Origin of the sequence: Burkholderia cenocepacia, from assembly GCF_014211915.1 — a bacterium.
Taxonomy (GTDB): domain Bacteria; phylum Pseudomonadota; class Gammaproteobacteria; order Burkholderiales; family Burkholderiaceae; genus Burkholderia; species Burkholderia orbicola.
In genome coordinates this window covers 2397660-2423254 of the sequence record NZ_CP060040.1, presented here as the reverse complement: position 1 = coordinate 2423254, position 25595 = coordinate 2397660, and the positions used below count along the sequence as shown (strand labels likewise).

19 protein-coding genes and 1 pseudogene are annotated in these 25595 nt (G+C 63.6%); 14 read left to right on the top strand and 6 right to left on the bottom strand.

Features of this window, described 5'->3' with window-relative positions; genetic code table 11:
• Position 1: 1 nt before the first annotated feature.
• Positions 2–715: an autoinducer binding domain-containing protein gene (locus SY91_RS27280; protein ID WP_011548593.1), complete on the top strand. Its 714-nt coding sequence runs from the start codon at positions 2–4 to the stop codon at positions 713–715.
• Positions 716–786: 71 nt separating this feature from the next.
• On the opposite strand, the gene leuA is transcribed toward SY91_RS27280, so the two are convergent.
• On the bottom strand, positions 787–2496 hold the full coding sequence (gene leuA, locus SY91_RS27275; RefSeq protein WP_185642966.1) for a 2-isopropylmalate synthase: 1710 nt from the start codon (positions 2494–2496) through the stop codon (positions 787–789).
• A gap of 959 nt (positions 2497–3455) precedes the next feature.
• Here leuA and SY91_RS27270 point away from each other — a divergent pair.
• The 9 genes from SY91_RS27270 (at position 3456) to SY91_RS27225 (ending at position 13960) form a co-directional block, all read left to right on the top strand.
• Positions 3456–3845, top strand: coding sequence for a fucose-binding lectin II (locus tag SY91_RS27270; protein ID WP_023474822.1), 390 nt, complete (start codon positions 3456–3458; stop codon positions 3843–3845).
• A 117-nt stretch (positions 3846–3962) separates the two neighbouring features.
• Positions 3963–4784 carry a fucose-binding lectin II gene (locus SY91_RS27265; RefSeq protein WP_023474823.1) on the top strand — a complete coding sequence of 274 codons (822 nt, stop codon included), beginning with the start codon at positions 3963–3965 and terminating at the stop codon, positions 4782–4784.
• Positions 4785–4946: 162 nt separating this feature from the next.
• Positions 4947–5681 carry a fucose-binding lectin II gene (locus SY91_RS27260; protein ID WP_011548596.1) on the top strand — a complete coding sequence of 245 codons (735 nt, stop codon included), beginning with the start codon at positions 4947–4949 and terminating at the stop codon, positions 5679–5681.
• Between the two features lie 241 nt (positions 5682–5922).
• On the top strand, positions 5923–6270 hold the full coding sequence (locus tag SY91_RS27255; RefSeq protein ID WP_185921235.1) for a hypothetical protein: 348 nt from the start codon (positions 5923–5925) through the stop codon (positions 6268–6270).
• A gap of 635 nt (positions 6271–6905) precedes the next feature.
• Positions 6906–7298 carry a fucose-binding lectin II gene (locus tag SY91_RS27250; RefSeq protein ID WP_023474824.1) on the top strand — a complete coding sequence of 131 codons (393 nt, stop codon included), beginning with the start codon at positions 6906–6908 and terminating at the stop codon, positions 7296–7298.
• A gap of 283 nt (positions 7299–7581) precedes the next feature.
• Positions 7582–8817, top strand: a complete 1236-nt coding sequence (locus tag SY91_RS34895; RefSeq protein WP_023474825.1) for a Photopexin A — start codon at positions 7582–7584, stop codon at positions 8815–8817.
• A gap of 311 nt (positions 8818–9128) precedes the next feature.
• Entirely contained in the window at positions 9129–11087 is a 1959-nt protein-coding gene (locus SY91_RS27235; RefSeq protein ID WP_260632455.1) for a flavin monoamine oxidase family protein, read from the top strand.
• 536 nt (positions 11088–11623) lie between these two features.
• Entirely contained in the window at positions 11624–13102 is a 1479-nt protein-coding gene (locus SY91_RS27230; RefSeq protein ID WP_023474828.1) for a purine-cytosine permease family protein, read from the top strand.
• 81 nt (positions 13103–13183) lie between these two features.
• Positions 13184–13960 carry a carbon-nitrogen hydrolase family protein gene (locus tag SY91_RS27225; RefSeq protein ID WP_023474829.1) on the top strand — a complete coding sequence of 259 codons (777 nt, stop codon included), beginning with the start codon at positions 13184–13186 and terminating at the stop codon, positions 13958–13960.
• 372 nt (positions 13961–14332) lie between these two features.
• Here the strand turns inward: SY91_RS27225 and SY91_RS27220 are convergent, their stop codons facing one another.
• The 4 genes from SY91_RS27220 to SY91_RS27205 form a co-directional block, all read right to left on the bottom strand.
• A complete protein-coding gene (locus SY91_RS27220; protein ID WP_023474830.1) occupies positions 14333–17614 on the bottom strand; it encodes an autotransporter outer membrane beta-barrel domain-containing protein in 3282 nt (1093 codons plus the stop codon).
• A gap of 540 nt (positions 17615–18154) precedes the next feature.
• Positions 18155–18721 (bottom strand): cytochrome b, encoded by a 567-nt coding sequence (locus tag SY91_RS27215; protein ID WP_023474832.1) that lies wholly within the window; start codon positions 18719–18721, stop codon positions 18155–18157.
• Complete coding sequence (locus SY91_RS27210) at positions 18718–19791, bottom strand: catalase family peroxidase (RefSeq protein ID WP_023474833.1); 1074 nt, start codon at positions 19789–19791, stop codon at positions 18718–18720. The genes SY91_RS27215 and SY91_RS27210 overlap by 4 nt, the downstream gene beginning before the upstream one ends.
• Positions 19792–20159: 368 nt before the next feature.
• On the bottom strand, positions 20160–21533 hold the full coding sequence (locus SY91_RS27205) for a M23 family metallopeptidase (protein WP_023474834.1): 1374 nt from the start codon (positions 21531–21533) through the stop codon (positions 20160–20162).
• A gap of 280 nt (positions 21534–21813) precedes the next feature.
• Here SY91_RS27205 and SY91_RS27200 point away from each other — a divergent pair, with 280 nt between their 5' ends.
• Positions 21814–22683, top strand: a complete 870-nt coding sequence (locus SY91_RS27200; protein ID WP_043886535.1) for a mechanosensitive ion channel family protein — start codon at positions 21814–21816, stop codon at positions 22681–22683.
• Between the two features lie 32 nt (positions 22684–22715).
• Here SY91_RS27200 and SY91_RS27195 read toward each other — a convergent pair whose 3' ends face one another.
• On the bottom strand, positions 22716–22850 hold the full coding sequence (locus SY91_RS27195; protein ID WP_023474836.1) for a hypothetical protein: 135 nt from the start codon (positions 22848–22850) through the stop codon (positions 22716–22718).
• 25 nt (positions 22851–22875) lie between these two features.
• Between SY91_RS27195 and SY91_RS35530 the strand changes: the two are divergent.
• From SY91_RS35530 to mqo, 3 genes and pseudogenes are all read left to right on the top strand, one after another.
• Positions 22876–22980 (top strand): annotated as a pseudogene (locus SY91_RS35530) (Lrp/AsnC family transcriptional regulator); the annotation flags it as partial.
• Positions 22981–23050: 70 nt separating this feature from the next.
• The gene (locus SY91_RS27185; RefSeq protein WP_043886592.1) at positions 23051–23356 is read left to right on the top strand and encodes a hypothetical protein; all 306 of its coding nucleotides are present in this window, start codon (positions 23051–23053) and stop codon (positions 23354–23356) included.
• Positions 23357–23893: 537 nt separating this feature from the next.
• Entirely contained in the window at positions 23894–25537 is a 1644-nt protein-coding gene (gene mqo, locus SY91_RS27180) for a malate dehydrogenase (quinone) (RefSeq protein ID WP_023474838.1), read from the top strand.
• Positions 25538–25595 lie beyond the last annotated feature (58 nt).

Genomic DNA, 25595 nt, shown 5'->3' with positions numbered 1-25595 from the left:
GATGGACCTGACAATACTGCACGACTGTTTCGACGCACTACAACGCGCGCCCACCGCGGAAGCCGCGTTTCCGCCGATTGCCGCCGCCGCGGCCGCGCTCGGGTTCCGGTATTGCGTGTACGGCTTGCGCCGCACGCTGCCGCTCGCCCGGCCCGACCTGCAGATCGTCGGCAATCATCCACGCGAATGGGAACACCGTTATGTGAAATTCGGCTACGTGACGATCGATCCGATCATCAAGCGGGTCGCGAGCCAGCCGCGGCCGGTCGTATGGAATGCCTTCGACGAGCCGGGCGACACCGCGTTCTGGCACGACGCGGCGTGCTTCGGGATGCGTTACGGCTGGTCGCACGGCGGCTACGACCGGGCCGGCAATCTCGGCGTGCTGACGCTCGTGCGCGACACGACGCCGCTCGACGCGGATGAAATCTCGCGATTGCGCGCACCCTGCGCGAGCCTCGCGCATGCGGCGCACGCATACCTGATGCCGCGCCTCGCCGATCCGATCGCGCCGGTCGGCACCGGACTGACGCTGCGCGAGCGCGAGGTACTGGCGTGGACGGCCGACGGCAAGACGGCCTACGAGATCGGGATGATCTTCGGAATCGCGGAGCGAACGGTGAAGTTCCACCTGCAGAACGCCGTCGTGAAGCTGGACGCGATGAACAAGACGCATGCGGCCACCAAGGCCGCGATGCTCGGGCTGCTGCCCTGAGGGCGCGCAGGCGCACGCCGTGATCTGAAAGGAAAACCCGGGCCGGCTCGCCCGCCCGGGTTTCGACCCGCTTATGCGACGGCCTGCACCGCCGGCTGTCCGGCAAAGAAGGTTGCCTGCACAACTTCATCCGCACGGGCATACGCGCGGTTCACGCCGCTGATCACCGCACGAATCGACGCCGTCGTCAGGTTCGCATCGACGCCGACACCGAACGCGCTGCCGCGCACGCCCGTACCAGCCAGCTCGGCGATCGCGATCGCTTTCGCATCGGCGCCCTGCGACAGCGCGCGTTCCTCGTAATGCTGAATCCGCAGCGGCGTGTGCAATGCATGCATCAGCGCGTCGAGCGGGCCGTTGCCTTCCCCACGCAGCACGCGGCGCTCGCCGTGCACGTCGGCGGTCAGCACGATCGTCTCGCGGCCGTCGCGCTCGGTCAGCTCATGGCTGACATAACGCAGCGGCGTGTCGCTTTCGACGTATTCCTGCTGGAACAGCGCCCAGATCTGCGCGCTCGTCACCTCGTGCCCGCTCTCGTCGGTCAGGCGCTGCACGGCCGCGCTGAAATCGACCTGCATGCGGCGCGGCAGCGCGACGCCGTAGCCCTGTTCGAGCAGGTACGCGATGCCGCCCTTGCCCGACTGGCTGTTCACGCGAATGATCGAATCGTACGTGCGGCCGAGATCGTTCGGATCGATCGGCAGGTACGGTACTTCCCATACGGTGTCGGCGCGCTGTACCGCGAAGCCCTTCTTGATCGCGTCCTGGTGCGAGCCGGAGAACGCGGTGAACACGAGGTCGCCGACATACGGATGACGCGGGTGGACCGGCAACTGCGTGCATTCCTCCGACGTGCGCGCGACTTCGTTGATCTGCGAGAAATCGAGGCCCGGATCGACGCCCTGCGTGTACAGGTTCAGCGCGAGCGTCACGAGATCGACGTTACCCGTGCGTTCGCCGTTGCCGAACAGGCAGCCTTCGATCCGGTCGGCGCCGGCCATCACCGCGAGCTCGGCCGCCGCGACCGCGGTGCCGCGGTCGTTGTGCGGGTGCACCGACAGGATCAGCGAATCGCGACGCGCGAGGTTGCGGTGCATCCACTCGATCTGGTCCGCATAGTAATTCGGCGTGCCGATTTCCACCGTGGCCGGCAGGTTCACGATCGATTTGCGCTCGGGCGTCGGCTGCCACACGTCGAACACCGCGTCGCAGACTTCCTTCGCGAAATCGAGTTCGGTCGCGGTAAACGTTTCCGGGCTGTACTGCAGCGTGAATTGCGTGTCGGTCGCCGCATCGGCGCATCGCTTGATCGTGCGCGCCGCGTTCACCGCCAGCTGCTTCACGCCGTCGCGATCGAGGCTGAACACGATCTTGCGGAATTCCGGTGCGGTCGCGTTGTACAGGTGCACGATCGCGCGCTTCGCGCCGCGCAGCGACGCGAAGGTGCGCTCGATCAGGTCGTCGCGCGCCTGCGTCAGCACTTCGATCGTCACGTCGTCGGGAATGTGGCCGCCCTCGATCAGTTCGCGGACGAAGTTGAAGTCGGTTTCGGACGCGGACGGGAACGCGACCTCGATCTCCTTGAAGCCGATCGCCACCAGCGTCTTGAACATCCGCATCTTGCGCGTGGCGTCCATCGGCTCGAACAGCGCCTGGTTGCCGTCGCGCAGGTCGGTGCTCATCCAGATCGGCGCCTGCGTGATCGTGCGCGACGGCCACGTGCGGTCGGGCAGGTTGACGGGCGTGAACGGTCGGTATTTCGTCGCGGGGTTCTTCAGCATCATGATGTCGGTCCTCGGTCTGTTTGTCGGTGAAGCGCGGCGCGGCAGCCATCGGCATCGGGAGCCGGCTACGTGCGCAGCGGTGAAAACGGCAAAAAAGCGGCACAACGGCAAAGCGGTACGGCAAACGACGGCCTTGGCGGTTGAGCGACCGGGACGGAGCGGAGTGGTGACGGAAGAAAGACGAACTCAGGCGCCGGTCGACAACCGGGGCCAGGTCGGTGATGCGGGGAAAATCTGGCGCTTCAGGAAAGAAGCAGATGGAAAGCGCGCAGCCGCAGACCCAGCCCGGAGAAGCGGGCTAGTAGTCGTAGCGAGAAGAGGAACTGGGCGGCGTGCATGACCGGCATCAAATCACAGGGTGACCGCAGCTGTCAACCCGGTACGCATCCATCCCGCTCCGTCCCTCGATGCGCGCGTTTGCGCAAAATCAGTCCCGTCCGATAGGCGGCGGCTTGCCCGGTCGATATGCTTCACGGGTGCGGTGCCGGTGAGGTCCTATTCATGTTCGGAGTGAGTCGGTCCATCCTCTTCGCCGGCGCCGCACACCCCTCCTTGCAATCGGGCTTCGGTGTGGGCGTTCGACGGTGGCCGGTGGGCGCGGCCACGACAGAGATGCCGATGTTGAAACGAAACGCTGCCATATGCGAACGCCGAGCGTCTGCTCCGAAGTCCGATTGCTCCCCGCCTCTCCCGTCCCCCTCGCGTTGCGCGCCCTCGCATCATTCAGGAAAGCGATACACGCATCGATATAATTTCTCAAATATATCGAAACCCGCCCCATTAAACACATTTCATTAAATCGATTATCGCTGTTTTTCGAATTACTGAACAATAACCATTCTCATCCGAATATTTTTTTATTTATTTTTCGTCATGCTCGGCATGTCGCGTTTCAAACGGCAAACGTTTGCGCGACGAGGCCCCTGGCCTTATCTAACAAGTCACAGGAGAACAGCATGGCCGACTCTCAAACGTCATCCAACCGCGCCGGCGAGTTTTCGATTCCGCCGAATACCGATTTCCGCGCGATTTTCTTCGCGAATGCCGCCGAGCAACAGCACATCAAATTGTTTATCGGCGACAGCCAGGAACCCGCCGCGTATCACAAGCTGACGACGCGCGACGGCCCGCGCGAAGCCAAGCTGAATTCCGGCAACGGCAAGATCCGTTTCGAAGTGTCGGTGAACGGCAAGCCGTCGCCGACCGACGCGCGCCTCGCGCCGATCAACGGCAAGAAGTCGGACGGCTCGCCGTTCACGGTCAACTTCGGGATCGTCGTGTCGGAAGACGGCCACGACAGCGACTACAACGACGGGATCGTCGTGCTCCAGTGGCCGATCGGCTGACCTGACGCTCGTTCGACGACCGACCGCCGCCGGCCGCCTCCCTGGCGGCTGGCGGGTTTGCGTCGCGTTCAGCGGGATCTCATCCGATCCAGAACCGCCTCATCACCGGAGACTTCCATGCCGCTCCTTTCGGCTTCGATCGTCAGCGCGCCCGTCGTGACGTCCGAGGCTTACGTCGACATCCCCGGCCTCTACATCGACATCGCGAAGGCCGGGATTCGCGACGGGAAACTGCAGGTCATCCTCAACGTGCCGACGCCTTATGCGACCGGCAACAACTTCCCCGGCATCTATTTCGCGATCGCGACGAACCAGGGCGTCGTCGCGGACGGCTGCTTCACGTATTCGTCGAAAGTGCCCGAAAGCACCGGCCGCATGCCATTCACGCTCGTCGCGACGATCGACGTCGGCAGCGGCGTCACGTTCGTGAAGGGCCAGTGGAAAAGCGTGCGCGGCAGCGCGATGCACATCGATTCGTACGCGAGCCTGTCCGCGATCGGGGACACGGCCGCGCCCTCGTCGTCGCAAGGCGGCGGCAATCCGGGCACCGAAACCGGTGGCACCGGGGCCGGCAACATCGGCGGCGGCGGCGAACGCGACGGCACGTTCAATCTCCCGCCGCACATCAAGTTCGGCGTGACCGCGCTCACCCACGCGGCGAACGACCAGACGATCGACATCTACATCGACGACGACCCGAAGCCGGCCGCGACGTTCAAGGGCGCCGGCGCACAGGACCAGAACCTCGGCACGAAGGTGCTCGATTCCGGCAACGGCCGCGTGCGCGTGATCGTGATGGCGAACGGCAAGCCGTCTCGGCTCGGTTCGCGACAGGTCGACATTTTCAAGAAGTCGTACTTCGGGATCGTCGGATCGGAAGACGGCGCCGACGACGATTACAACGACGGCATCGTGTTCCTGAACTGGCCGCTGGGTTGATCGACGGCCATCACGAAACATCGCAATGGCGACGGGGCCATTCACGCATTGCGCATCGTTCGAGCAGTCATTTGCAGTCCCACTGCTGTACACCGCGCGCGGTCCGGTGAAATCCGTTCGCCGGTCACGCGATGCGGAACCTTCCATTCAGACGAGGACGACATGTCACAACCCTTTACCCACGACGACCTGTACGCGCTGCTGCAACTCGCGGGCAACGACGCCACTGCCGTGCAGGCCAACGGCGATCAGGCCGTGCTCGACCGGATGCGTCAGTTCATGACCGCGCAGCTCGTCGAGAAACTGCCGCAATACGACGTGTTCGTCGATATCGCGACGATCCCGTACAGCTTCGACGTCGGCAGCTGGCAGAACAAGGTGAAAACCGATGCGGCAGGCGAGGTCGTTGCCTGCACGGTGACGTGGGCCGGCGCGCCGGGCGTGTTGCCCGGTGCCGCGGCGAAGTTCGGCGTCGGCGCGGTGGTCAATTACTTCTCGAAAGCGACACCGCAACCCGTGCAGCCCGCGCCCGTACCGACCGGCGGCGGTGAACGCGACGGCGTCTTCAACCTGCCGCCGAACATCGCATTCGGCGTGACCGCGCTGGTCAATTCGTCCGCCCCGCAGACGATCGAGGTCTTCGTCGACGACAATCCGAAACCCGCCGCGACGTTCCAGGGCGCCGGCACGCAGGACGCGAACCTGAACACGCAGATCGTGAACTCCGGCAAGGGGAAGGTGCGGGTAGTCGTGACGGCGAACGGCAAGCCGTCGAAGATCGGCTCGCGCCAGGTCGACATCTTCAAGAAGACCTACTTCGGGCTGGTCGGATCGGAAGATGGCGGCGACGGCGACTACAACGACGGGATTGCGATCCTGAACTGGCCGCTGGGTTGAGTCGCGGCCGCGTGATGAGCGTCGCCACGCCGCGCGGCGTGGCGACTGGTCTGCGCGTCCGGCATCCGCGCCCCGGGCGTGCGGGAAATCCGGTTTCAGCCCCCGCTGCTTACGCGGTGCCCGATGGATTGCATCGGCCGGTTTAATCCGCCGTACGAGTTGGACGCGTAGACCCCGAGACTCTATTCTTTCCCGGAGACATGCTGGCACGATAATCATCCCCCAGCCGGTCGCGCCGGACATGGCCATTCCACGCCAATCACAAGGAAAACCGATGTTCAAAGGAGCATTGTTCATTTTTGAAATACTCTTCGTTGCCTTGATCATCATCGAATCGATCATCGAGGCTATCGGCCACGCTGGTCCGGGTAGATGGTACTGGCTGACATGCGCATTTATGTCACTCGCCGGAGCGACAGGTATGGCTTATATCCTGATGTTCCCATTGAGATATGCCAGCAGCACCGACGATTCCTTATCAATAGCACATCCGGCGATCATTTCGATACAACTCATCTGTATCGGAACCCTTCTTTCTCTGCTCGGCATAATTTATTCGTCGATCAAACGATTAACAAAAAAATCATGACATACGAGGGTGCCCCACCGGACACCGACCCGTCCCGGGCTCCGACCGCCTCCGACGTATCCTTTTCGCAATCGGAACACATCGGCTACATGATGTCGCGGGACGCGCCGGCAATCCCTTTGCGACGTGCCCGGAAGCAGGAACCAAGCGGCCACGGCCAGCCGCCGCTTTGGGGTAAATCCGGCCAGGGTCATGTTCAGGCGGCAATGATTGTCAGTCCACATCCAGTTTATCCGGCTTAAACCAGCCAGCACCGCGGTATCGCTCAATTCGACAGAAAAAGAGGCCCTTGATAGTCGTCGCGAGACGAGCGTCCACCATCAAGGCAGGCTTCGTTGCTTGATGGCATGCGTTCGAGCATGGCGCTGCCAGATCGAAACACCCTCGGTCAGCATTCAGAGAAATTGAATAATCGGTCGTGTCGAATAGCGAATTCCAGAACTCGCATTTACGGCAGAAAAACAATCACAAAGGAGCAACAATCCACCGACTCATTTCAATCGGAAAAGCAATTAATCGGAGAATTGAATATTTTTTCGATTTTTTTATATAGTTTTCTCTAGCCACGTCAAGCGGCAATCCTTCTTCAGGCACGAACGCCATTGCATTACCCGTATCCACTTCCGGAGCCAATCATGTCCGACTTCAAACCGTTCTCCGATCGAAACGCCAACTTCACGCTGCCGCCCAACACGAAATTCCGGGCCGTTCTCTGGGCCAATGCCGCGGAACAGCAGCACATCAAGATTTTTATCGGCGACAGCGAAACGCCGGCCCTTTATCACAAGCTGACCACCCGTGACGGTTCGCGCGAAGCGACGCTGGATTCCGGCAGCGACGGCAAGGTCCGGGTGGAGGTGTCGGTCAACGGCGAGCCGTCCGCCACCGACGCACGGCTCGCGCCGATCAAGGGCAAGTCCAAAGACGGCAAGGATTTCGAGGTCAATTTCGGCATCACCGTCTCCGAGGACCGCCACGACAGCGACTACAACGACGGCATCGTCGTGCTCCAGTGGCCGATTGGCTGACCGAGTGACGACCGCTGACCTGTCAGTTGCCCGGGCAGGTCAGCGGTATTGCAGCCATGCAACGCCGTCGAAGACCGCGTCTCCATTCAAGACGCACGCCGCTCCCTGTGGTGTCGACCGATTGCAGCGCGGATGTCGACATAGCCAAGGCAGCGACTGACGACGGCAAGCCGCGGGCCAGAAACGTGCCGACACGCCAGGCCCACGACAGCAACGTCAATGAGCAGCGGTCCTTCGAGCAGGTACCCGACCGTATCGCGCCTATCCATTTCCGGAGCCCATCATGTCCGAATTCAAACCGTTCTCGGATCGCAACGCCAACTTCACGCTGCCACCCAACACCGATTTTCGCGCGATCTTTTTTGCCAACTCGCCGCCGGACCAGCAGCAGCACATCAAGCTGTTTATCGCCGACAGCACGGAACCGGCCGCGGACTACACACTGACCACGCGTGACGGCACGCGCGAGGCCACCCTGAATTCCGGCAACGGCAAGATCCGGGTGGAGGTGTGGGTCGACGGCAAACTGTCCGCCGCCGACGCTCGGCTGGCGCCCATCAGCGGCAAATCCGCAAATGGCACGCCGTTCACCGTCAATTTCGGCATCGTCGTCACGGAGGATCGCCAGACCGGCATCGACTATAACGACGGCATCGTCCTGCTCCAGTGGCCGATCGACAAAGCGGTCGAGCAATCGACCGGAGAGCATGAAGCGCAAACAGGCGGTGAAAGTCCGTCAGACCAGGCAACCGGTGGAGGTCAGCAGGCTGAGGCAGGCGATGGCAAGCCGGCGGCGCAAGCACCGGGTGAAGGCCCGGCGGCCCAGCCAGGCGGCAACGGTCCGGCAGATCAGGTCGCCGGCGGAGGTCAGCCAGCCCAGCCTGGCGGCACAAGTCCGGGCGCTCAAGCTGGCGGCGTCCCGCAAATCGACGCCAATACGTTGAAGTACGGCGACAGGGTTCACCTCCTGAACGGCTACAACAACTGGAATGGCGGCTATCTCGATACCTATGACTACGCCAGGCAAGCTGGCGCCAAACACGGCGTCATCACGTCCGGCTCACCGACCCGGGATGGCGGCAGCGGCACCTGGATCGTCGAATCCGTGACCGGAAAGGCAAAAGGCACGGCAGTCCTCAGCGGCGACGCCATCCGGTTGTTCAACGCGTACGGCAACAACGGCGGCTATCTCGACACGAACGGGCATGCCAGCGCCCCCGAACTCTATAACGTCTCTACCGCGGACAAGACAAGCCGCGGCGCCCACAAGACCCTGGACTGGGTCGTGCTTTCCGGTGCCGCGGGTGCCCCGGTGAAGATTGGTGACCAGGTCACGTTACGCAACGAATACAACCACGCCAAAGGCGGCTTCCTGGACACCTGCCATGTCTTCGAGGGGCAAACCACCAAGGCCTTCCGCAGGGGAACCAATACGAAGTATGCGGTGTACACGCACGCCACTTCGAATCGCGCAGGACAAGGCACGGGAAGCTGGAAATTCTTGCGATCGACGATATAGCGCGTTAATTTCTATTTCCCGTTAATTGAGAAATGTTAATGACGGAAATGGCCGCATCACTTCCGTCATCTCTGTATTGGTTTCGAGCGCCGCGCTGACCTTCACATTTCACAACAGCACAACAGCCTCTCGAAAGGTTTAGTTTCTTATTTCAATGCCGACCAGCATCAGCGATTACAACTTGAAACTTACACAACAATTTTCCAAGCTTCGTTGACTCACAAATCGAAAATTATCGAATGAGTCTTGAATGACACAATGCTTTAAATTTAGACAATCAAATCGATATTTTCACTTTCAGGAGTGGTCAGATGTCGTCGATCCCGTCACACCAAAAGAACACCCCGCGTGCCCGCAAAGTTGACATCGCAGCGCTGATTCCTGATTTTCCATTTCACTACGGCGCCTTTCTCGATGAGGCAAAAAGACTTGACAAGCCGCTTTTCGAGCTTCCACCGGGCGGAAAAGAAAAAAAAGTGCTCATCGTCGGCGCCGGCGTCGCTGGCGCAATCGCTGCCTACGAATTGCTGCGCATGGGGCTAAAGCCGATTCTTGTTGAGGGGTCCGGTCGCATCGGCGGTCGCCTCAACGCACATCGCTGCGCACCGGATACGCCGGAAGAAGTCATCGCCGAACTCGGTGCGATGCGCTTCCCGAAATCGGGCAAAGCCGGTCTGCATTATTTCGGGAAAGCTGGCATGACCGATCCCGGAAGATGTGCGGATTTTCCAAATCCGGGTAGTCCGGCTGCGGTCTGCACGGTCGTCGACTATCAGGGCGAGACGAAGTACTACGAAGTCGGTGATGAAGAAGGGGCCGCCGAGTATCCGAAACCGCCGGAATACGATGCTCTCGAAAATGCGATGTTCGGCGAAGGAGACGGCTGGCTGGACCAGAAGCCGATCGACTTCTACGCAGTTCAGGACGCCATGTCGGCAGCGGCACCCGATGAGGCGAAAATCAAACAAGTATGGAACGCGCTGATCAACGATCACGGGTGGGACGACGTCAGCTTTTACGGCGGACTGATCAACCAGTCTCGCTGGACCAAAGCCCAAATCGACCTGTTTGGCCAGATCGGCTTCGGCACGGGCGGATGGAATACCGACTATCCGAATGGATTCCTCGAAGTACTGCGAGTGCTTTACACCGGGCTCGACGTCGATCACCAACTGATGTACGACGGCACGACCACGCTGCCGGACAGTCTCATACGGAAAACGCCAGCACAGCTCGGGGATCCATCCGATCCGGCCACATCGAATACTTCCGTATGGGAAACAACCCGGGAAAATTTACAGAATGAGTTTCCGGACGACCCGACACCGCTCAACAAAGAAGTCCGGCATTTCCAGCGGCTGGAAGACGGCACCATCGCAACCTGGATCATCGATACCCGTACTGGAATCGAAGTGCGGAAGGTATTCGATGCGGTTATCTATACACCGCATCTGCGCGTACTCGACAAGTTCCGCAGCTACCCCGGGAAGATCGATGGTGGCGAGACCACGAAATACAAGGCGACTACGGAGCTGTTCGACCAGACCCTGTGGGAAGCGATTCAGTACACGCATTACATGCAGTCGGCAAAAATTTTCGTTGCCGTGAAGGAGCCCTTCTGGGAAGAACGTCACGATCCCGAACCCGGCAAGAAGGTCGGCAAGCGCAAGATGGGTATTACGCTGTCCGACCGGTTACCGCGCGGCACTTATCTGGTCAGTTACGACTATCCTGACGGAACGAAGCGACACGGTATCTTCCTGTCGTACACATGGAATGACGACTCTGTAAAATTCGATGGCGATCGCAATATCCCTCAGGCGTTGCTGACTCACGTCCAGATGTGCATCGAAGTGCTCGAGGACATCTATCCCGGCCTCAATTTGCACGACTATCTGGTAAATCGCGACGACGCCCAAGTCGAAATCAACTGGGAAAACCAGCCGCTTTTCCTCGGTGCATTCAAGATGAACCTGCCGGGCGACTACGAGAAACAGCGCCGATTGTTCTCGCAGTTCATGGACGGGATCAATTCCGATGGCACTCCCACCGCCACTGCGGACCGGTTCGTGCTGGCTGGTGACGATGTGTCATGGGTGGCCGGTTGGATCGAAGGTGCGATCTCGACCGCGATCAACGCAGTCAACAAGGTCGCCGTCGTGTTCGGCGGGAAGAATGTTGCGGGCAATCGGGGCCGATTGCGCGATGGACTGAACTTCAACCGGTCGAACGCACAAACCATGCCCCTCACGCGAATGCATGATTCGTAAGCGCCGTGCCAGCACTTGACCGCTGGCACGCAGCGAGAAAAACGATCGGCACGTCCGGCGGCATTCCCGCTCCGGCATGGGCCGATCGCCCAACCCCATTTCCGGATGCATCACCGCATCCTGCCCCCAGCTTCGGATAGCCACCTCACATCGCCCATGCATCGATCCGGATCGATGTTTACGTCGATATATTCGCATTCCTCTTTTCCGCTCATCCGCGTACAACTACGTCCTGTGGCCACGCGGCTCATCGCGGCGGACGCCGGCAATACGCGCTTGCCGATCGCGCGAAAGGAGACAAAAAATTGAGACAGCTGATGCGGTGATCCTTCCCGATGCCGTTCATCCCGACATGTCGGCGCTTGCCGCGTCGTCGACACCGAGCGGCCGGTTCATCGCGCCGGGCCGACACGACGATTCCCGCGTACGGCCTTTCGCCCCACGCAGTCCCTGACCATACGAACATTCATCAAGCGCCACGCTCGTCGGCGCATACATGCCGTCCCCCGCGGCATGCTCACGGAGACATCGTCGTCATGCATCGCCCCGAGACCCTCGACCTCGTCCGCGCCGAACCGACCGGCCTCCAGATCGAGCATCATTCGATCGACTACATTCCGGAAAGCGAGCGCCATGCGAAGCTCGCCAGCCAGGGACCGTTCTGGTTTCTCGGCAATTTCCACTTTTTCACGATCTCGATCGGTTTCGTCGGGCCCGGCATGGGCCTGTCGGCGGGCTGGACGACGCTCGCCGGCGCGCTCGGCATCATGTTCGGCACGCTGTTCATGGCGTTCCACGGCTCGCAGGGGCCTGAAATGGGGCTGCCGCAAATGATCCAGTCGCGCGCGCAGTTCGGCTATCGCGGCGTCATCGTCGCGCTGCTCGCCACGCTGTTCGTGTTCGTTGGCTTCAATGTCGTCAACGTGTCGCTGATGGTGGACGGCGTGTACAACGTGTTCGGCATCGACGGCGGTTTCGTCGCCGTCGCGGCGGTCGCCATCGGCGCACTGCTCGCGATCTACGGGCATGACCTGATGCATCGCACCTTCACGTGGGCGCTCGTCGCCACGCTGCCGCTCTATGCGCTCGTCACGCTCGCGCTCGTGTTCGGCCATGCCGCGCCGTCGAGCGCGCCCGTGTCGTCGACGCCGCCCGGCTTCAACTGGATCGGCTTCGCGACCCAGTTCGCGATTGCGGCGAGCTACAACATCTCGTACGCGCCGTACGTATCCGACTATTCGCGCTATCTGCCGAAACAGACGAGCCGCGCAAAGCTGATCGCGGTCATCTTCGCCGGCGCATCGCTGTCGGGCGCCTGGATGATCGGCCTGGGGGCATGGCTCGCCCAGAAACTGCACGCGGCCGATGCGCTGGTGGCGATGAACGACGTCGGCGCGTCGCTCGTCCCCGGCCTCGGCAAGCTGATCGCGTTCGTGTCGCTCGCGGGGTTCCTCCCGATCATTGCGCTCAACGCATACAGCGCAATGCTGACGGTACTGACCGGCATCGATTCGATCGTGCCGATCAAACCGACGCGCCGCGCGCGGGTCGCGTCGATTCTCGCGATCAGCACGTTCGTGCTCGCCTGCGTGTTCGCGATCCGAGGCAACGGCATCGCGCTGCTTCAAACCTTCCTCACGCTGATGCTCTACTTCCTGGTGCCGTGGACCGCCGTCAACCTCGTCGACTACTTCTTCGTGCGTCGGGGCCATTACGCGATCGCGCATTTCTTCACGCCGCGCGGCTTGTACGGGACGTGGCAATTGCGCGGCATCCTGTCGTACATGATCGGATTCGCGTCGATGGTGCCGTTCTTCTACGTGTTCGACGCGGAGGCGAACCGGGAGGTATTCGCCGGGCCGTTTGCGCGGATGCTCGGGGGCGTCGATGTCGCCTGGCTCGTCGGATTGATCGTCTCCGGTGGCGTCTACTGGCTCATGTCGCGCTCGCTCGACCTCGATCGCGAACGCCGCATCATCGCTGAAACGCCCGCCGTCGACGTGCCGTCCGACTGAGCCTGCCGGTCAGCCTGTCCCGGCTCTGTCGCCGGAACCGCTTCCGTCATCCTCGCCATTAACTGTCATCGAGTACCGACAATGAGTATCTTGCGATTGCGCCTGATCCAGTCCACCCTGAAGGACGGCGCGCACGCGTCGAACCTTGCTCAGGCCCTTGCGCATATCGAAGCGGCGCGCGGCAACGCCGACCTGGTCATCTTCTCCGAGACGTACCTTCCGGGGTTTCCGACACCGGATGACGTCGCCCAACTGGCCGAGCCGCTCGACGGGCCGTCCGTACGGGCAATTCGCGCCGCCGCGCGTGACGCGCACGTCGCCGTCGTCATCGGATTCGCCGAACAGGACGACGGGCGCTACTTCAATACGGCGATTCTGGTCGATGAATTCGGCGAGCTCCGGCTGCGCTATCGCAAGTCCCACCTGTACGAATCGGATGTGGGCGTCTTCGAAGCGGGCGGCACGTTCGATGTGTGCGAATGGCGCGGCATCAAGGTCGGCATGTTGATCTGCTTCGATCTGGAATTCCCGGAAACCGGCCGGGCGCTCGCGCGGGCCGGCGCGGATCTGATCGTGATCCCCGACGGCATGATGCAACCTCATGGCCACGTCCACCGGAAAATGATTCCCGTACGCGCGCTCGAGAACCAGGTCTTCGTCGCGATGGCCAATCGGGTCGGCCCGGGCGACCGCTACACGTTCAGCGGAGAAAGCATCGTCGCTTCGCCCGACGGCGACGTCATTGCCGCGGCGCCGCCGGACCGGGATGCGGTGATCGACGTCGGTATCGATCTGGATGCGATTCCGCGCAACCGCGCCGCTTTCCGCTATCTCGATCTGGTACACCCGGCTCTGTAGTGCGCATGCCAGGTCACCTCGACCGGCGCGCCGCCACGCGTTGCATCGAACGCCCGCTTCGCGGGATTCGGTCAAATCGGACCAGGCTGATGGGCGTACGTTGCGCCCGACGCTACTCCGTCGCTGCGCGGTTCCGGTTCGACAAGCTGCCGACGGCCCGGGTTTTGCGGTGCAGGCCGCGCCCGCTGGCCATCGGGAACCGCGCACGATCCGACCGTGGCACGGGCGTTCGAGGGTGGTCGATCGGCGCGGCCACATGGTTCGAACCCTGTTGTACGCCGACTTTCAGTACGCTGCCTGATGCGCGCTCGAGCGCTCGCGCCACGGCCGGTTCACCCTTCGCGGCAGACCATCGATCGATGGACCGCCGCGTCACCACGCCCACCGGACGCCGGCATTACCAGTGATCGTGCGCTGATGCTCGCCACCGAGGTTCGTCAGGTAGCTGACCGTCGCATACACGCTGCCGCGCTTCGTCAGCTGCGCGACGAGCCCCGCGCCGATCTGCCCGGCCGTCTGCCCGACTTGCGTGCCGATCGTCGTCGAGCCGCCGAACGTCGTCCTGTCATCGCTGCCGAACGAACGCAGCACGTTCACGCGCAAGTACGGCTTCCAGCTCACGCCGTTCGCATCGAACGCGTATTGCAGCCGCGCGCCGATCCGGCCGAGGAACGTGTTGCCGTTGTTCCACGTGACGTCCGACACGCCGTCGTTGAATCGGGCCAACGACAGCCATTGCCACAGCAACTGCGCCTGCGGCTCCAGCGTCAGCCCATAGCCGAGCGAGATCGGCACGCCCGCTTCGACCGAACCGGTGACCGCGTTGCCGTCCGTCGAACCACTCACATTGTTGTTCGAATGCGTGCGTACGGTCAGCACGCTCCCCATCACCACTGCGTCCGTATACAAGCCGCCCGGGCCAATGTGTGTCCAGTATCCGCCGAGGTTGTACGCATTCACCTGCAGCGAACCCACGCCCAGATCCGGCTGCGCGAGCGCAAAACCGTTCACGTCCCCAATCGCGCGCGAGAATCCGAGGAAGAAGCCGTAGTGGTTACGGTGTCCGCTCGGTCGGTTGTCCGCATAGAGATCCTGCCCGACCTGCATCCCCCATACCGTTCCGTCATAGGACGGCGTCACATCGCCATTCTGCTTGATGTTGCTGTAGCCGCCCCATACACGTGACCACGACACGGGCACCGAGCCGTTTTCGGCCAGCAGTCCCTGTTCGCCCTGGCGATCATGGAAGGTATCGATCTGCAGCAATCCAAGCTGGCGCGCGACAGCCGGCACTTCCGAGTACAGCGGGACTTCGGGACGGTAAACAGGTTCCGGCTTGGCGTCGGGCGCCGCGTTCTTGACAGCCTCGACGATCGATTCCGGCGTACCGTCGGCAACACTGAATGGCGGTTGCTGCGTTGGCTGATCCGGCCGCGGAGGAACCGTGCTGCGCAGATACCAGTCCTCCCCCGTCAAGGCGGTAACCCCGCCTTTCACCAGATAATAGGAGTAAGCGCCAGCGCTGACCGTACCGCCCGCCAACGTAAACGCGTTACCCGTATTCGCAAAGTTCACGGCGTAAACCAACCGAATACCGTCGGACTTGGTCAGCGCACCGGCACCACCGACGTTCGTTACGTTCAGTGTCGTCTTGCCGCTTGCCGTCGCCACTGCCGGCACACCGCCGATCAGCAGCGTGTCCGATGGCGCACCGTCGCCGGCAAGCGTCGTATTCATGTTGACCGCTCCATTCTGCCCGACATAATTGCCCGACACGGCCAATCCGTTACCGACAACGCGCCCACGGAGCTCCACAACTCCCGCATTCGTCAGGGTTCCGAATATCTGGAAGCTTCCCGGCAAACCGCTGGCCAGACTGGGCAGCGCATTCGCGACTGAAATCGTGCCATTGTTCGTCACGTTACCCGTCACACTGCCATACCCGCCAAGCGTCGCACCGGGCGCGATGGTCAAGGGGCCACCGCCCCGCAGACCCGCCGCCGCATCGAGATCACCGACAATGAGCGTGCCGGCAGCCACGTTCGTTCCGCCCGAATACGTGCTGTGTACGCCATTCAATGTCAGCGTGCCGTCTCCCAGCTTGGTGAGTCCGCCCGAACCCGTGATGTCCTGCATGATCGTCGTGTTGAACCCCTGCGTATCGATCGCGCCGTTGTTCGAAGTGGTCGAGATCGCGCGGCTCGACGCGAGATTGAACGCGCTGCCGAACTGCAGCGTGCCGCCGTTGAAAGTCAGTCTTCCCGATGAAGCGCCGAGCGCGTTGTCCGCCGCGACCGACAGCGTGCCTTGCGTGATCGTCGTGCCGCCGGAATACGTATTGCCGCCCGCCGCGGACGGCGTGAGCGTCAACGTGCCCGCGCCGGTTTTCTCCACCGCGCCCGCACCGGCGATCGTGCCCGTGTACGTTCCGGCGCTGTCCTGCTGGAAGCGCACCAGCCCGTTGTCGGTGACGGACAGCGGCAGGTTCGACGCATTGGCCTGCAGCGTCGCGCCCGCGTTGACGGTCGCGACGACCGATGCCGTCGTCGTGCCGAGCGTGCCCGTAAGGTTCAGCGTGCCGCTCTGCACCAGCGCGGTCGAGAACGTGCCGGTGCCGGCCCACGTCCAGTCGGTGCCGGCCATCGTCAGGCGCTGGAAATTCGTGAACGCATTCGACGCGGTGCCGGTGCCCTGCAGCGTCACGGTGTTGGTGCCCGCGCCGCCGTTGGCCGTGCCGACGATCTGCGAGCCCGTCTGCAGGATCAGCGTCACGTTGCCGTTGCCGCCCTGGATCGCGGTGCCGCCGCCGCCCTGGATCAGCCCCGCGTTGGTGATCGTCGTCGCGCCGTTGGTCGAGCGCACGCCGATGCCGTTGTTGCTGATGATCCGGCCGCCGGCCTGGTTCGTGATCGTCGCGGTGAACGAACTGCCGAGCGTGTTCGATACGACGGCGTCGACGCTGCCACCGCTGGTCGCGGTGCCGGTGGTCTGGATCGTGCCGCTGTTGACCAGCGTGTCGTTGTTGCCCTGCATGTAGACGGCCGGCGCATCGCGGCCGTTCGACGTCAGCGTGCCGCTGTTGGTGATCGTGCCATTGCCGCCGAGCAGCGACGCGGCGCGCGCGTTGTTGCCGGATGTCGTCACGGTGCCCGTGTTGACGATCTGGTTGCCCGATGCGCCGGGATTGCTTTGCCCCCACGCGGCCGTCATCCCGTACGCGTTGTTGCCGGTGGTCGTGATCGTGCCGTTGTTGACCAGCGTATTGTTGTTGCCGTTCGCGGCCATCCCGTCGTTGTAGGTGCCCGACGTCGAAATCACGCCGGTCGCCGCATTGGTGAGCGTGTTGCCGTTGTTCACGCCGAGCAGCACCGCGCCGCGGTTCGCGACGCCCGTGCCGTTGCCGGACATCGACAGGTTGCCGTTGTTGGTGATCGTGCTCGACGTGTCGACCGAGAACGGCGTCGGCGCGGACGTCAGCACGTAGCTGCCCGTCACGGTCGAATCGAGGTTGATCGTCACGCCGGTGCTGCCGGCCGTGGCCACGACCGACGGCGCGTTCGCGCCGGTACACGTCACCGTCGTACCGCTGCCCGGCGCGGTGGCCGAGCACGCCGCATACGCACTGACCGGCACCGCGCCGGTCAGAATCGCCATTCCACCCAAACCCAGGTTCCGCGCCTTTCTTTTCATTTTCCGCTCGCATTTATTGGTGACGTTATTGCTGCAAATCGGTGCGTGAAACGGGTTATATCACCTGTCTTGAAATAATCGCAAGATCCATTGGCGTGATATCGGAAATCACGTGGCAATTCATTGCGGAACGGGAAATAAGGAAAATGGTCGCGTTGTTGCGTCGCGGAAAATGCTGCGGCACCGGCATCATGAAAGCGGACCGGAGCGAACCGGTTTAATTTTCCGGTTATCGCGAGACTCCTGAAAGTCGTGACGACGAGATTCGGGCGAATCGGAAAATATGACGCGATACCGCAATCGCACGGGCCGTGCAAGGCAACATGGACAATTCGGCCATGTTGCCTTGCACGAAGCAATGCCACCCGCTTTTGGACGACTACATGGCCAGAGGTGTTCGTCGATGCGCTCGACGATCCCGCCAGCAGATGTTCCGGATAGCTGGACGGCCGCCGTCGAAGCCGCCATGCGACGCACTCCGCCGACGATCGAACGACGGGCTACTTAACCGCGTTGCCGTCCACCACGTGCCATGCTGGAAAAAACGCCGTCCCGGTAAATCCACGCATGAACCAGGGCAGCCGACAGATGGGCCAGCACGACGACGAACAGCAGTCGCGCCAACAGGCCATGCGCATCGCGCAACCATGCAAAGAGCGTCGGACTGGCCGGTACGATCGCAGGCAGGTTGACGCCCTTGAACAGGACAATCGGGAAACCGCCCGCCGACAACAAGGCCCAGCCGATCAGCGGCAATGCCAGCATCAGCACATACAGTGCCCAGTGCGACGCTTTCGCTGCGAGCATCTGCCAATACGGCAGACTAGCCGGCAGTGCCGGCGGCCGGCTGCGCACCCGATTCGCGACGCGCAGCAGCGCCAGCACGAGGATCGCGATACCCAGCGGCCGATGCAGGTCGATCAGCCAGATCCGGTGATGCAACGACGTCATCATGCCGGCGCCGATGAACAGCATGGCCAGGATCATCGCGGCCATCAGCCAGTGCAGACCGCGCGCCAGCGCGTTGAAATGGCGCGGCGTGCCGCCGCTCGCGAGCTTGTGCGTATTCATTTGACCTCCTGCTTGCTGACTGCCTCGGTCGCCTTGCCGTAGCCGATTTCGCGTTCGCGGCGATTGAACGAATGCGCGTACGCTCCCGAGCGCGCGTTCAGGATCGGATCGTTCGACACCGCGACGCCCGCGGGCACGATCGACGGATCGAAGTTGATGTCGCGACACGCGCCCTCGGCCTGTTCGACGACACGCGTCATTTCCAGCGTGCCGGCGACGAGTTGCTTGCGATCGGCCGGCCACGGCTGCGACGCGTCGTCGACCGGATCGCCCGGCTGCGCGAGTTGCAACACGTAGTCCCAATGGAGCGGCTTGCGCGCGAGCCGCTCGCGCACGCCTTCGAACAGGAAGTCGTGGTCGGCCTTCTGCCGCTGCGCATCGCTCATCGGAATGAAAGGGTCATGCGGGCGCATCATCCAGCGCACCGGCTGCCGGTGTCCGTCGGCGGCCACGAGATAGAAGGCATTGACGCTGTAGAACGTCGCGCCCGCGAAACTGCCCGGAGCCGGTTCCTGCGCCGCCCATTTCATGAACTTCTCCGCCTCCGGGTACGCTTTCAGGAACGCGGACACCCGCGCCCGGTCTGGCTGGCCCGTGGCCGGGTCAGGCGCGGTCGCCTGCTGCATGGCCAGAAAGCCCTCCGGTTCGTGTGTCGCGAAGTACGGCTGGTTGTTCATCGCCATGCGCCATTGCTGCTTGTCATCGGTCGTCAGCAGCAGAGCCATGCTCAGCGTCGTCGTGGAGTTGTCGGCCGCGTACGGGCTGCCGGTGCCGATCGAGAGTCGTCCGACGACCGGGATGTCCGCCTGCGTGAAGACACGTGCGGTGGACAACGGCACCGCCGCGCGGTCGGAACGGAACGTGCCGACGAAGCAGACGCCCTTGCCGTGCGCGCGGCGAAAGCCGGGCGGAAACGGCTGCGGGGTTTCCGATACCAGCGATACGCTGGTCGTGCGCGAACCAATCCAGCCGGCCGTCCACGCAAGGGTCGACGTCAGTGCGCCGGCCACGGCGGCAATCGCCGCCAGCGCTCCCCACGTGCGTTTCGACGTGAAATCCAGTTTTGACATAGATGGTTTTCATCCCGTTGTGTCGTCGTGCGCGCCGCGCCGTGTTTTGCCCAGCGCGGTCGTCTATGCATGAAGCGCGCGGCCGCGCTCACGAGCGCCGCCGGGTGCGCACGATCGAGTGGATTGAGGTACGAACGCGGTCGCGATGACCCGCTGTGGGAATCGCCACGCGCGTTGCATCCGGAAATCTTAGCGACGGGGCAAAAGCGGAACCATCAGACCAGGCTGAAATCGTCAACGGGGTGTAGGACCAGTCCGGCCGCGCGCGCAGCGTCGTTGCGCGCATGCCGAGACGGCGGGTGTCGGTTGGCCCATGCAACGATGCCGGCCATTGCGGCCAGCATCGAGGAGCGGGCAACTGCTAGCGGTCAGCCCGCATGGGATGCGGAGCGCGTCGCCATCGCCACGGGTTGCGCCCAAGTGGCCGATGCTAGCTGAATGCGCGCATCACGCGCCACGCGGTTGAACGCCACGCGTTGCGCACCCTTCAGTTTCGCCGCTCTGGCTGCGTGCACGAGCTCGATCGGATCGACGAGGCGCGCATGCCGGCGCACCTCGAAGTGCAGATGCGGGCCGGTCGCCGTTCCCGTGCTGCCGACCGCGCCGACGCGTTGACCGCGCATCACGCGCGCGCCGGTTCGCAACGTCGGCTCGAACGCCGACAGGTGCGCGTAGTACGACGCGTAACCGCCGTCATGACGAATCACCACGTACTTGCCATAGCCGCGCGGCTCGGTGCCGATGAACGTCACGACGCCGCGCTCCGACGCATGAACGGCGCGGCCCGCCGGCGCCGCGAGATCGACGCCCGAATGCACGTGACGCGCACCGCTCACCGGATGCACGCGCGCGCCGAACGGCGAGCTGATGCGCGTCGCGGCGACCGGCATCGAGAAGCGTGCGCCGGCGAGCGGCATGCCGTCGAACTCGTAATAGGCGCCCGGCGAGCCGGCCTGCGCGGCGAACCACACGGCCGCGACGCGCTGCCCGCGAAAGCGGACATCGAGCGCCGTCACGCGTACGCGGCCCGGCCGCGTTGCGCCGTGGTCCGGCTCGAATGCCACGCGGAAGGTGTCGCCCTGCGCGCCGCGCTGCGTCGGATCGATGCGCCCGGCCAGCATGCGGGCGATCTGCGCGGCGACGCCGGCCGGCAGATCGGCGCGCGCCAGCGACGCGTGCAGGCTGCCGACGATCGCGCCGGCGCGCGTGCCGCGATCCGGCTGCGCGAGCGTGAACGGCTCGGCGGAGGCCAGATCGACCGGACCGTGCGCGAACGCCGGCTGCGCACCCGTCGCGGGCAGCGCCGACGCCAGCCCGTAATCGAACCGCGCCGCATAGCCGCGTTCGACCGCACCGCGCGCGGTATCGCACAGCACGCGATATGCAACGCAGGCGCCGAAGCGCACCACCGGATCGTCGCGCCCGGTGCCTGCCGATACGTTCCACGCATGCGATGCATAAGCGACGTCGAGCGGCGCGGCGGACGATGCACGCAGGCCGCCCCACGTCGTGCGCGCGGAATTGAAGAAAGGCACGTCGCCAAGGTCGGTGTTTTCCGCCGTCGCGGGCGTGACCGGCGCGGCGTCGTGAAACGCCTGCGCTGCCGCGCCCTGTGCGCCGGCCACGCATGCCGCCGCGACGATGCCGCACAGGAATGCGCGACCCATCGGAAAACGGTGAACGCCGCGGGACGCGGGTCGACCTTGCTCGCGTGCGACACGGAAACGCAGGTCTGACCGCATGACGTCGTCACTCGCTATTCAATGAAAAATCGGGAAAGAACCGGACATCGCTGAGGAACGATCGTCGCGATCCGGCTACTCGACAGCGAGTGTATCGGCGTGGTCGAAACGGCTAAATAGGACTCGTCTTATTTGTTAATAATGCCGCTTAATACTCGTACCAAAACAATGCCGCCGGGACGCCATGCATTCGCGCGAAACCCGCCACGCCGTGTACAGTCGAGGGCTGCCGGCGCACGACACGCGCCGCGCACTGTGTCTTCAACACCGGAATCCCGTCATGTTTCTCGATCATCTTCATCCGGAACGCTGGACGTTCCTGTGGAACGCATTGTCCACCCTCTCTCTCAAGCTTGCCGCCGGCCTGGCGCTGCTCATCGTCGGCTGGTGGCTGTCGAAACGCGTCGGCAACTGGCTGAACCGGCTGCTCTCGAACAAGGAGCGCGTAGACGACACGCTGCGGCCGATCCTCTGCGACGTCGCGGTATGGGGCATCCGCATCGTCGCGATCGTCGGCGCGCTGTCGCAGCTCGGCATCGAAACCGCGAGCATCGTCGCGGTGCTCGGCGCGGCTGGCCTGGCCATCGGGCTCGCGTTGCAAGGCACGATGCAGAACATCGCGGCCGGCATCATGCTTCTGCTGTTGCGGCCGTTCAAGGTCGGCGACTACATCGACGGCGGCTCAGGCGTCGCGGGCACCGTCGAAGAGGTCGGGCTCTTCATGACGCGCCTCACGAAGCCGGATGGCATCTGCGAGTACGTGCCGAACAGCGCGCTGTGGGGCAGCTCGATCCGCAACTACACGCGCAACCCGACGCGCCGCCTCGATCTCGAAGTGGAAGTGTCCGTGCACGACGATATCGATCGCGCGCTCGCTGCGCTGCATGCGCTGGCCGTGGCCGATCCCGACGTGCTGCAGGACCCCGCGCCGGACGTGATGGTGATGCGCTTCGACGACAGCACGGCCGTCGCGAACATGCGCGTGTGGACGCATACCGACAAGTTCTGGACGATGCGCTGGCGCCTCGCGCGCCAGGTGCGCAAGACGCTCGCCGACGCGGATTGCGCGCTGCCGATCCGCACACGGGAGCTGCACATCGTGCACGACGCGGCACGCCGCGCGGACGATGCGCGCGTGCGAGTTTCGTAAGGCTGCGCGGCGGGACGCGCCCCGCTGCGACGTTACATCCGGACGATGTCGAGCAGCACCTTCCTGCCGCTCTTGCAGGTGAACACCGAGATCGCGCCGTGCTTCAGGTCGCCCCGCGGCGTGATGCGCGTTTCGCCGATCGCGCCGCGATAGACTGTGACCGGCATCGCGGCCAGCACCTTCGCCGGGTGCCTCGAGCGCGTGCAGAGGAAGCAGGTCGGCGTATCGTCGATTCAGTCGAGTCTCGCGTTGCGCGAAGTGAAGTTCTCGTCACGCGTGCCGGTGCCGGACGCGTGACCGTTCATGCCTTTCAGGCGCCCACACACGGGCATCCGCCGTCGATCGTCATCCCATGGAGCGCTACCCGATGAAACGTTACTTTCCCACCGCGTCGTTTGCCGCCGCGATCGCCTGCGCATTCGCATTGAGCGCCTGTGCGGCGCAATCGTCCGCGCCGGCTGCTGCTTCGGCACCGGCCGATAATGCCGCGCCAGTGGCCCCGCCGCTGGTCGGCGGCGATCGCGACGCGCACGGCTGCATCGGCTCGGCCGGCTACGCGTGGTGCGAGCGGACGCAGCAGTGCGAGCGTCCGTGGGAACTTGCGAAGGCGCGGGGGTTCGCGAATTCGGCGCAGGCTTACGAGCAGTTCTGCCGGAACGGCGGAACGAAGTGAAGTGATGCGCGTGAACGGGTCGCGGTGCAACGCCGCGATCCGATGATGTTCCGGTCTGGTGCATGGCCCCTCCATCGCACGCATTCGACCCGCCGATCCCCATCGATTTTCCCGCGTCGCGCACCGTCATTCCGGAAACCCGGACACGCAAAAAACCCCACGAAAACAGGGATATTCGCCGCCTGCGACACGTTGTCCGAGTTCGGTTATATTACGCGCCCCTTGCCACCCCGCCCCCGCAAAACGCGTCGCACGCGGCCCCTTTCAACGCAGCCTGAAGCGCCGTCCGCTCAGGCTTGCCGCCCGGGCCCGGGCGCGTGGCGCACCCTCGCGAAGCAGGCGCTTGCCTGCCCGCGGGAAGCCGATCCGAAGGTGTCCTTCCGAATCGCTTCGCGTGCGCAAATGCAACGGCGCGCCGCGCCGATCCGGAATTCCGGATTCGCGGTCCGAATCTCCGGACCCGCGTTCCGGCGCCACGGAACCGCGCGCCGGGCGGCATGGCAAACCGATGCATCCAAGTTGAAAAAGGGATCTGCTGTGATCAAAACGTTACGGGTAATACTGTCGGCGCTCGCGCTGTGCGTCGCGACATCGTCGGCGCACGCCGCCGATACGAAGAAAGTCGATGTCCTGCTGGTGGGCGGCGGCATCATGAGCTCGACGCTCGGCGTCTGGCTGCACGAACTCCAGCCCGACTGGTCGATGACGATGGTCGAACGCCTCGACGGCGTCGCGCTGGAAAGCTCGAACGGCTGGAATAACGCCGGCACCGGCCACTCGGCGCTCGCCGAGCTGAACTACACGCCGGAGAAGGCGGACGGCAAGGTCGACATCTCGAAGGCGATCGAGATCAACGAGTCGTTCCAGATCTCGCGCCAGTTCTGGGCGTGGCAGGTCAAGCAAGGCGTGCTGAAGAACCCGCACGCGTTCATCAACTCCACGCCGCACATGAGCTTCGTGTGGGGCGACGACAACGTCCGCTTCCTGAAGAAGCGCTACGAAGCGCTGCAGGCGAGCCCGCTGTTCCGCGGGATGCAGTATTCGGAAGACTACGACCAGATCAAGCAGTGGGTGCCGCTGATGATGGAAGGCCGCGATCGCAACCAGAAGGTGGCCGCGACGTGGACGCCGATCGGCACCGACGTGAACTTCGGCGAGATCACGCGCCAGTTCGTCGGCTACCTGAAGACGCAGCCGAACTTCACGCTGTCGCTGTCGAGCGAAGTGCGCGAAATCACGCGCAACGCCGACGGCACGTGGCACGTGTCGTGGGTCAAGCTGCATTCCGACGAACCGCCGCAATCGGTCGACGCGAAGTTCGTGTTCATCGGCGCGGGCGGCGGTGCGCTGCACCTGCTGCAGGCGTCGGGCATCCCCGAGGCGAAGGACTACGGCGCATTCCCGGTCGGCGGCTCGTTCCTCGTGACCGACAACCCCGAGGTCGTGAAGCAGCACCTCGCGAAGGCGTACGGCAAGGCGTCGGTCGGCTCGCCGCCGATGTCGGTGCCGCACCTCGACACGCGGATCATCGACGGCAAGAAGATCATCCTGTTCGGGCCGTTCGCGACGTTCTCGACCAAGTTCCTGAAGAACGGCTCGTACTTCGACCTCGCGAAGAGCACCAACCTGCACAACGTCGCGCCGATGATGCGCGTGGGCGTCGACGAATTCCCGCTGGTGCAGTACCTCGCCGGCCAGCTGATGCTGACCGACGACGACCGCTTCAACGCGCTGAAGGAATACTTCCCGAACGCGAAGAAGGAAGACTGGCGCCTGTGGCAGGCCGGCCAGCGCGTGCAGATCATCAAGCGCGACCCGGTCAAGGGCGGCGTGCTGAAGCTCGGCACCGAGATCGTCGCGTCGCAGGACGGCAGCATCGCGGGCCTGCTCGGCGCGTCGCCGGGCGCATCGACCGCCGCGCCGATCATGCTGAACCTGATGAAGAAGGTGTTCAAGGACAAGGTCGCGACGCCCGAGTGGCAGCAGAAGATCCGCCAGATCGTGCCGAGCTACGGCACCAAGCTGAACGACAGCCCGGCGAAGGTCGTCGAGGAATGGACCTACACGAGCGACGTGCTGCAACTGTCGCCGCCGCCGAAGATCGACCTCGGCGCGCCGTCGCAGGCCACCGGCAACGCGCCGGCCCGCCCGGCGAAGGCATCGGCCGACATGGCGCTGTAAACGCGCCCGACGCCGCGCAACAGCCGCGCGGCACCCATGCGGCACCGTTATGCCGCCC

What these genes read in the sequence shown, in the direction of transcription:
- SY91_RS27280 (WP_011548593.1), top strand. Translation starts at nt 2, where the DNA reads ATGGACCTGACAATACTGCACGACTGTTTCGACGCACTACAACGCGCG.
- leuA (WP_185642966.1), bottom strand. Translation starts at nt 2,496, where the DNA reads ATGCTGAAGAACCCCGCGACGAAATACCGACCGTTCACGCCCGTCAAC.
- SY91_RS27270 (WP_023474822.1), top strand. Translation starts at nt 3,456, where the DNA reads ATGGCCGACTCTCAAACGTCATCCAACCGCGCCGGCGAGTTTTCGATT.
- SY91_RS27265 (WP_023474823.1), top strand. Translation starts at nt 3,963, where the DNA reads ATGCCGCTCCTTTCGGCTTCGATCGTCAGCGCGCCCGTCGTGACGTCC.
- SY91_RS27260 (WP_011548596.1), top strand. Translation starts at nt 4,947, where the DNA reads ATGTCACAACCCTTTACCCACGACGACCTGTACGCGCTGCTGCAACTC.
- SY91_RS27255 (WP_185921235.1), top strand. Translation starts at nt 5,923, where the DNA reads ATGGCCATTCCACGCCAATCACAAGGAAAACCGATGTTCAAAGGAGCA.
- SY91_RS27250 (WP_023474824.1), top strand. Translation starts at nt 6,906, where the DNA reads ATGTCCGACTTCAAACCGTTCTCCGATCGAAACGCCAACTTCACGCTG.
- SY91_RS34895 (WP_023474825.1), top strand. Translation starts at nt 7,582, where the DNA reads ATGTCCGAATTCAAACCGTTCTCGGATCGCAACGCCAACTTCACGCTG.
- SY91_RS27235 (WP_260632455.1), top strand. Translation starts at nt 9,129, where the DNA reads ATGTCGTCGATCCCGTCACACCAAAAGAACACCCCGCGTGCCCGCAAA.
- SY91_RS27230 (WP_023474828.1), top strand. Translation starts at nt 11,624, where the DNA reads ATGCATCGCCCCGAGACCCTCGACCTCGTCCGCGCCGAACCGACCGGC.
- SY91_RS27225 (WP_023474829.1), top strand. Translation starts at nt 13,184, where the DNA reads ATGAGTATCTTGCGATTGCGCCTGATCCAGTCCACCCTGAAGGACGGC.
- SY91_RS27220 (WP_023474830.1), bottom strand. Translation starts at nt 17,614, where the DNA reads ATGGCGATTCTGACCGGCGCGGTGCCGGTCAGTGCGTATGCGGCGTGC.
- SY91_RS27215 (WP_023474832.1), bottom strand. Translation starts at nt 18,721, where the DNA reads ATGAATACGCACAAGCTCGCGAGCGGCGGCACGCCGCGCCATTTCAAC.
- SY91_RS27210 (WP_023474833.1), bottom strand. Translation starts at nt 19,791, where the DNA reads ATGTCAAAACTGGATTTCACGTCGAAACGCACGTGGGGAGCGCTGGCG.
- SY91_RS27205 (WP_023474834.1), bottom strand. Translation starts at nt 21,533, where the DNA reads ATGCGGTCAGACCTGCGTTTCCGTGTCGCACGCGAGCAAGGTCGACCC.
- SY91_RS27200 (WP_043886535.1), top strand. Translation starts at nt 21,814, where the DNA reads ATGTTTCTCGATCATCTTCATCCGGAACGCTGGACGTTCCTGTGGAAC.
- SY91_RS27195 (WP_023474836.1), bottom strand. Translation starts at nt 22,850, where the DNA reads ATGCCGGTCACAGTCTATCGCGGCGCGATCGGCGAAACGCGCATCACG.
- SY91_RS27185 (WP_043886592.1), top strand. Translation starts at nt 23,051, where the DNA reads ATGAAACGTTACTTTCCCACCGCGTCGTTTGCCGCCGCGATCGCCTGC.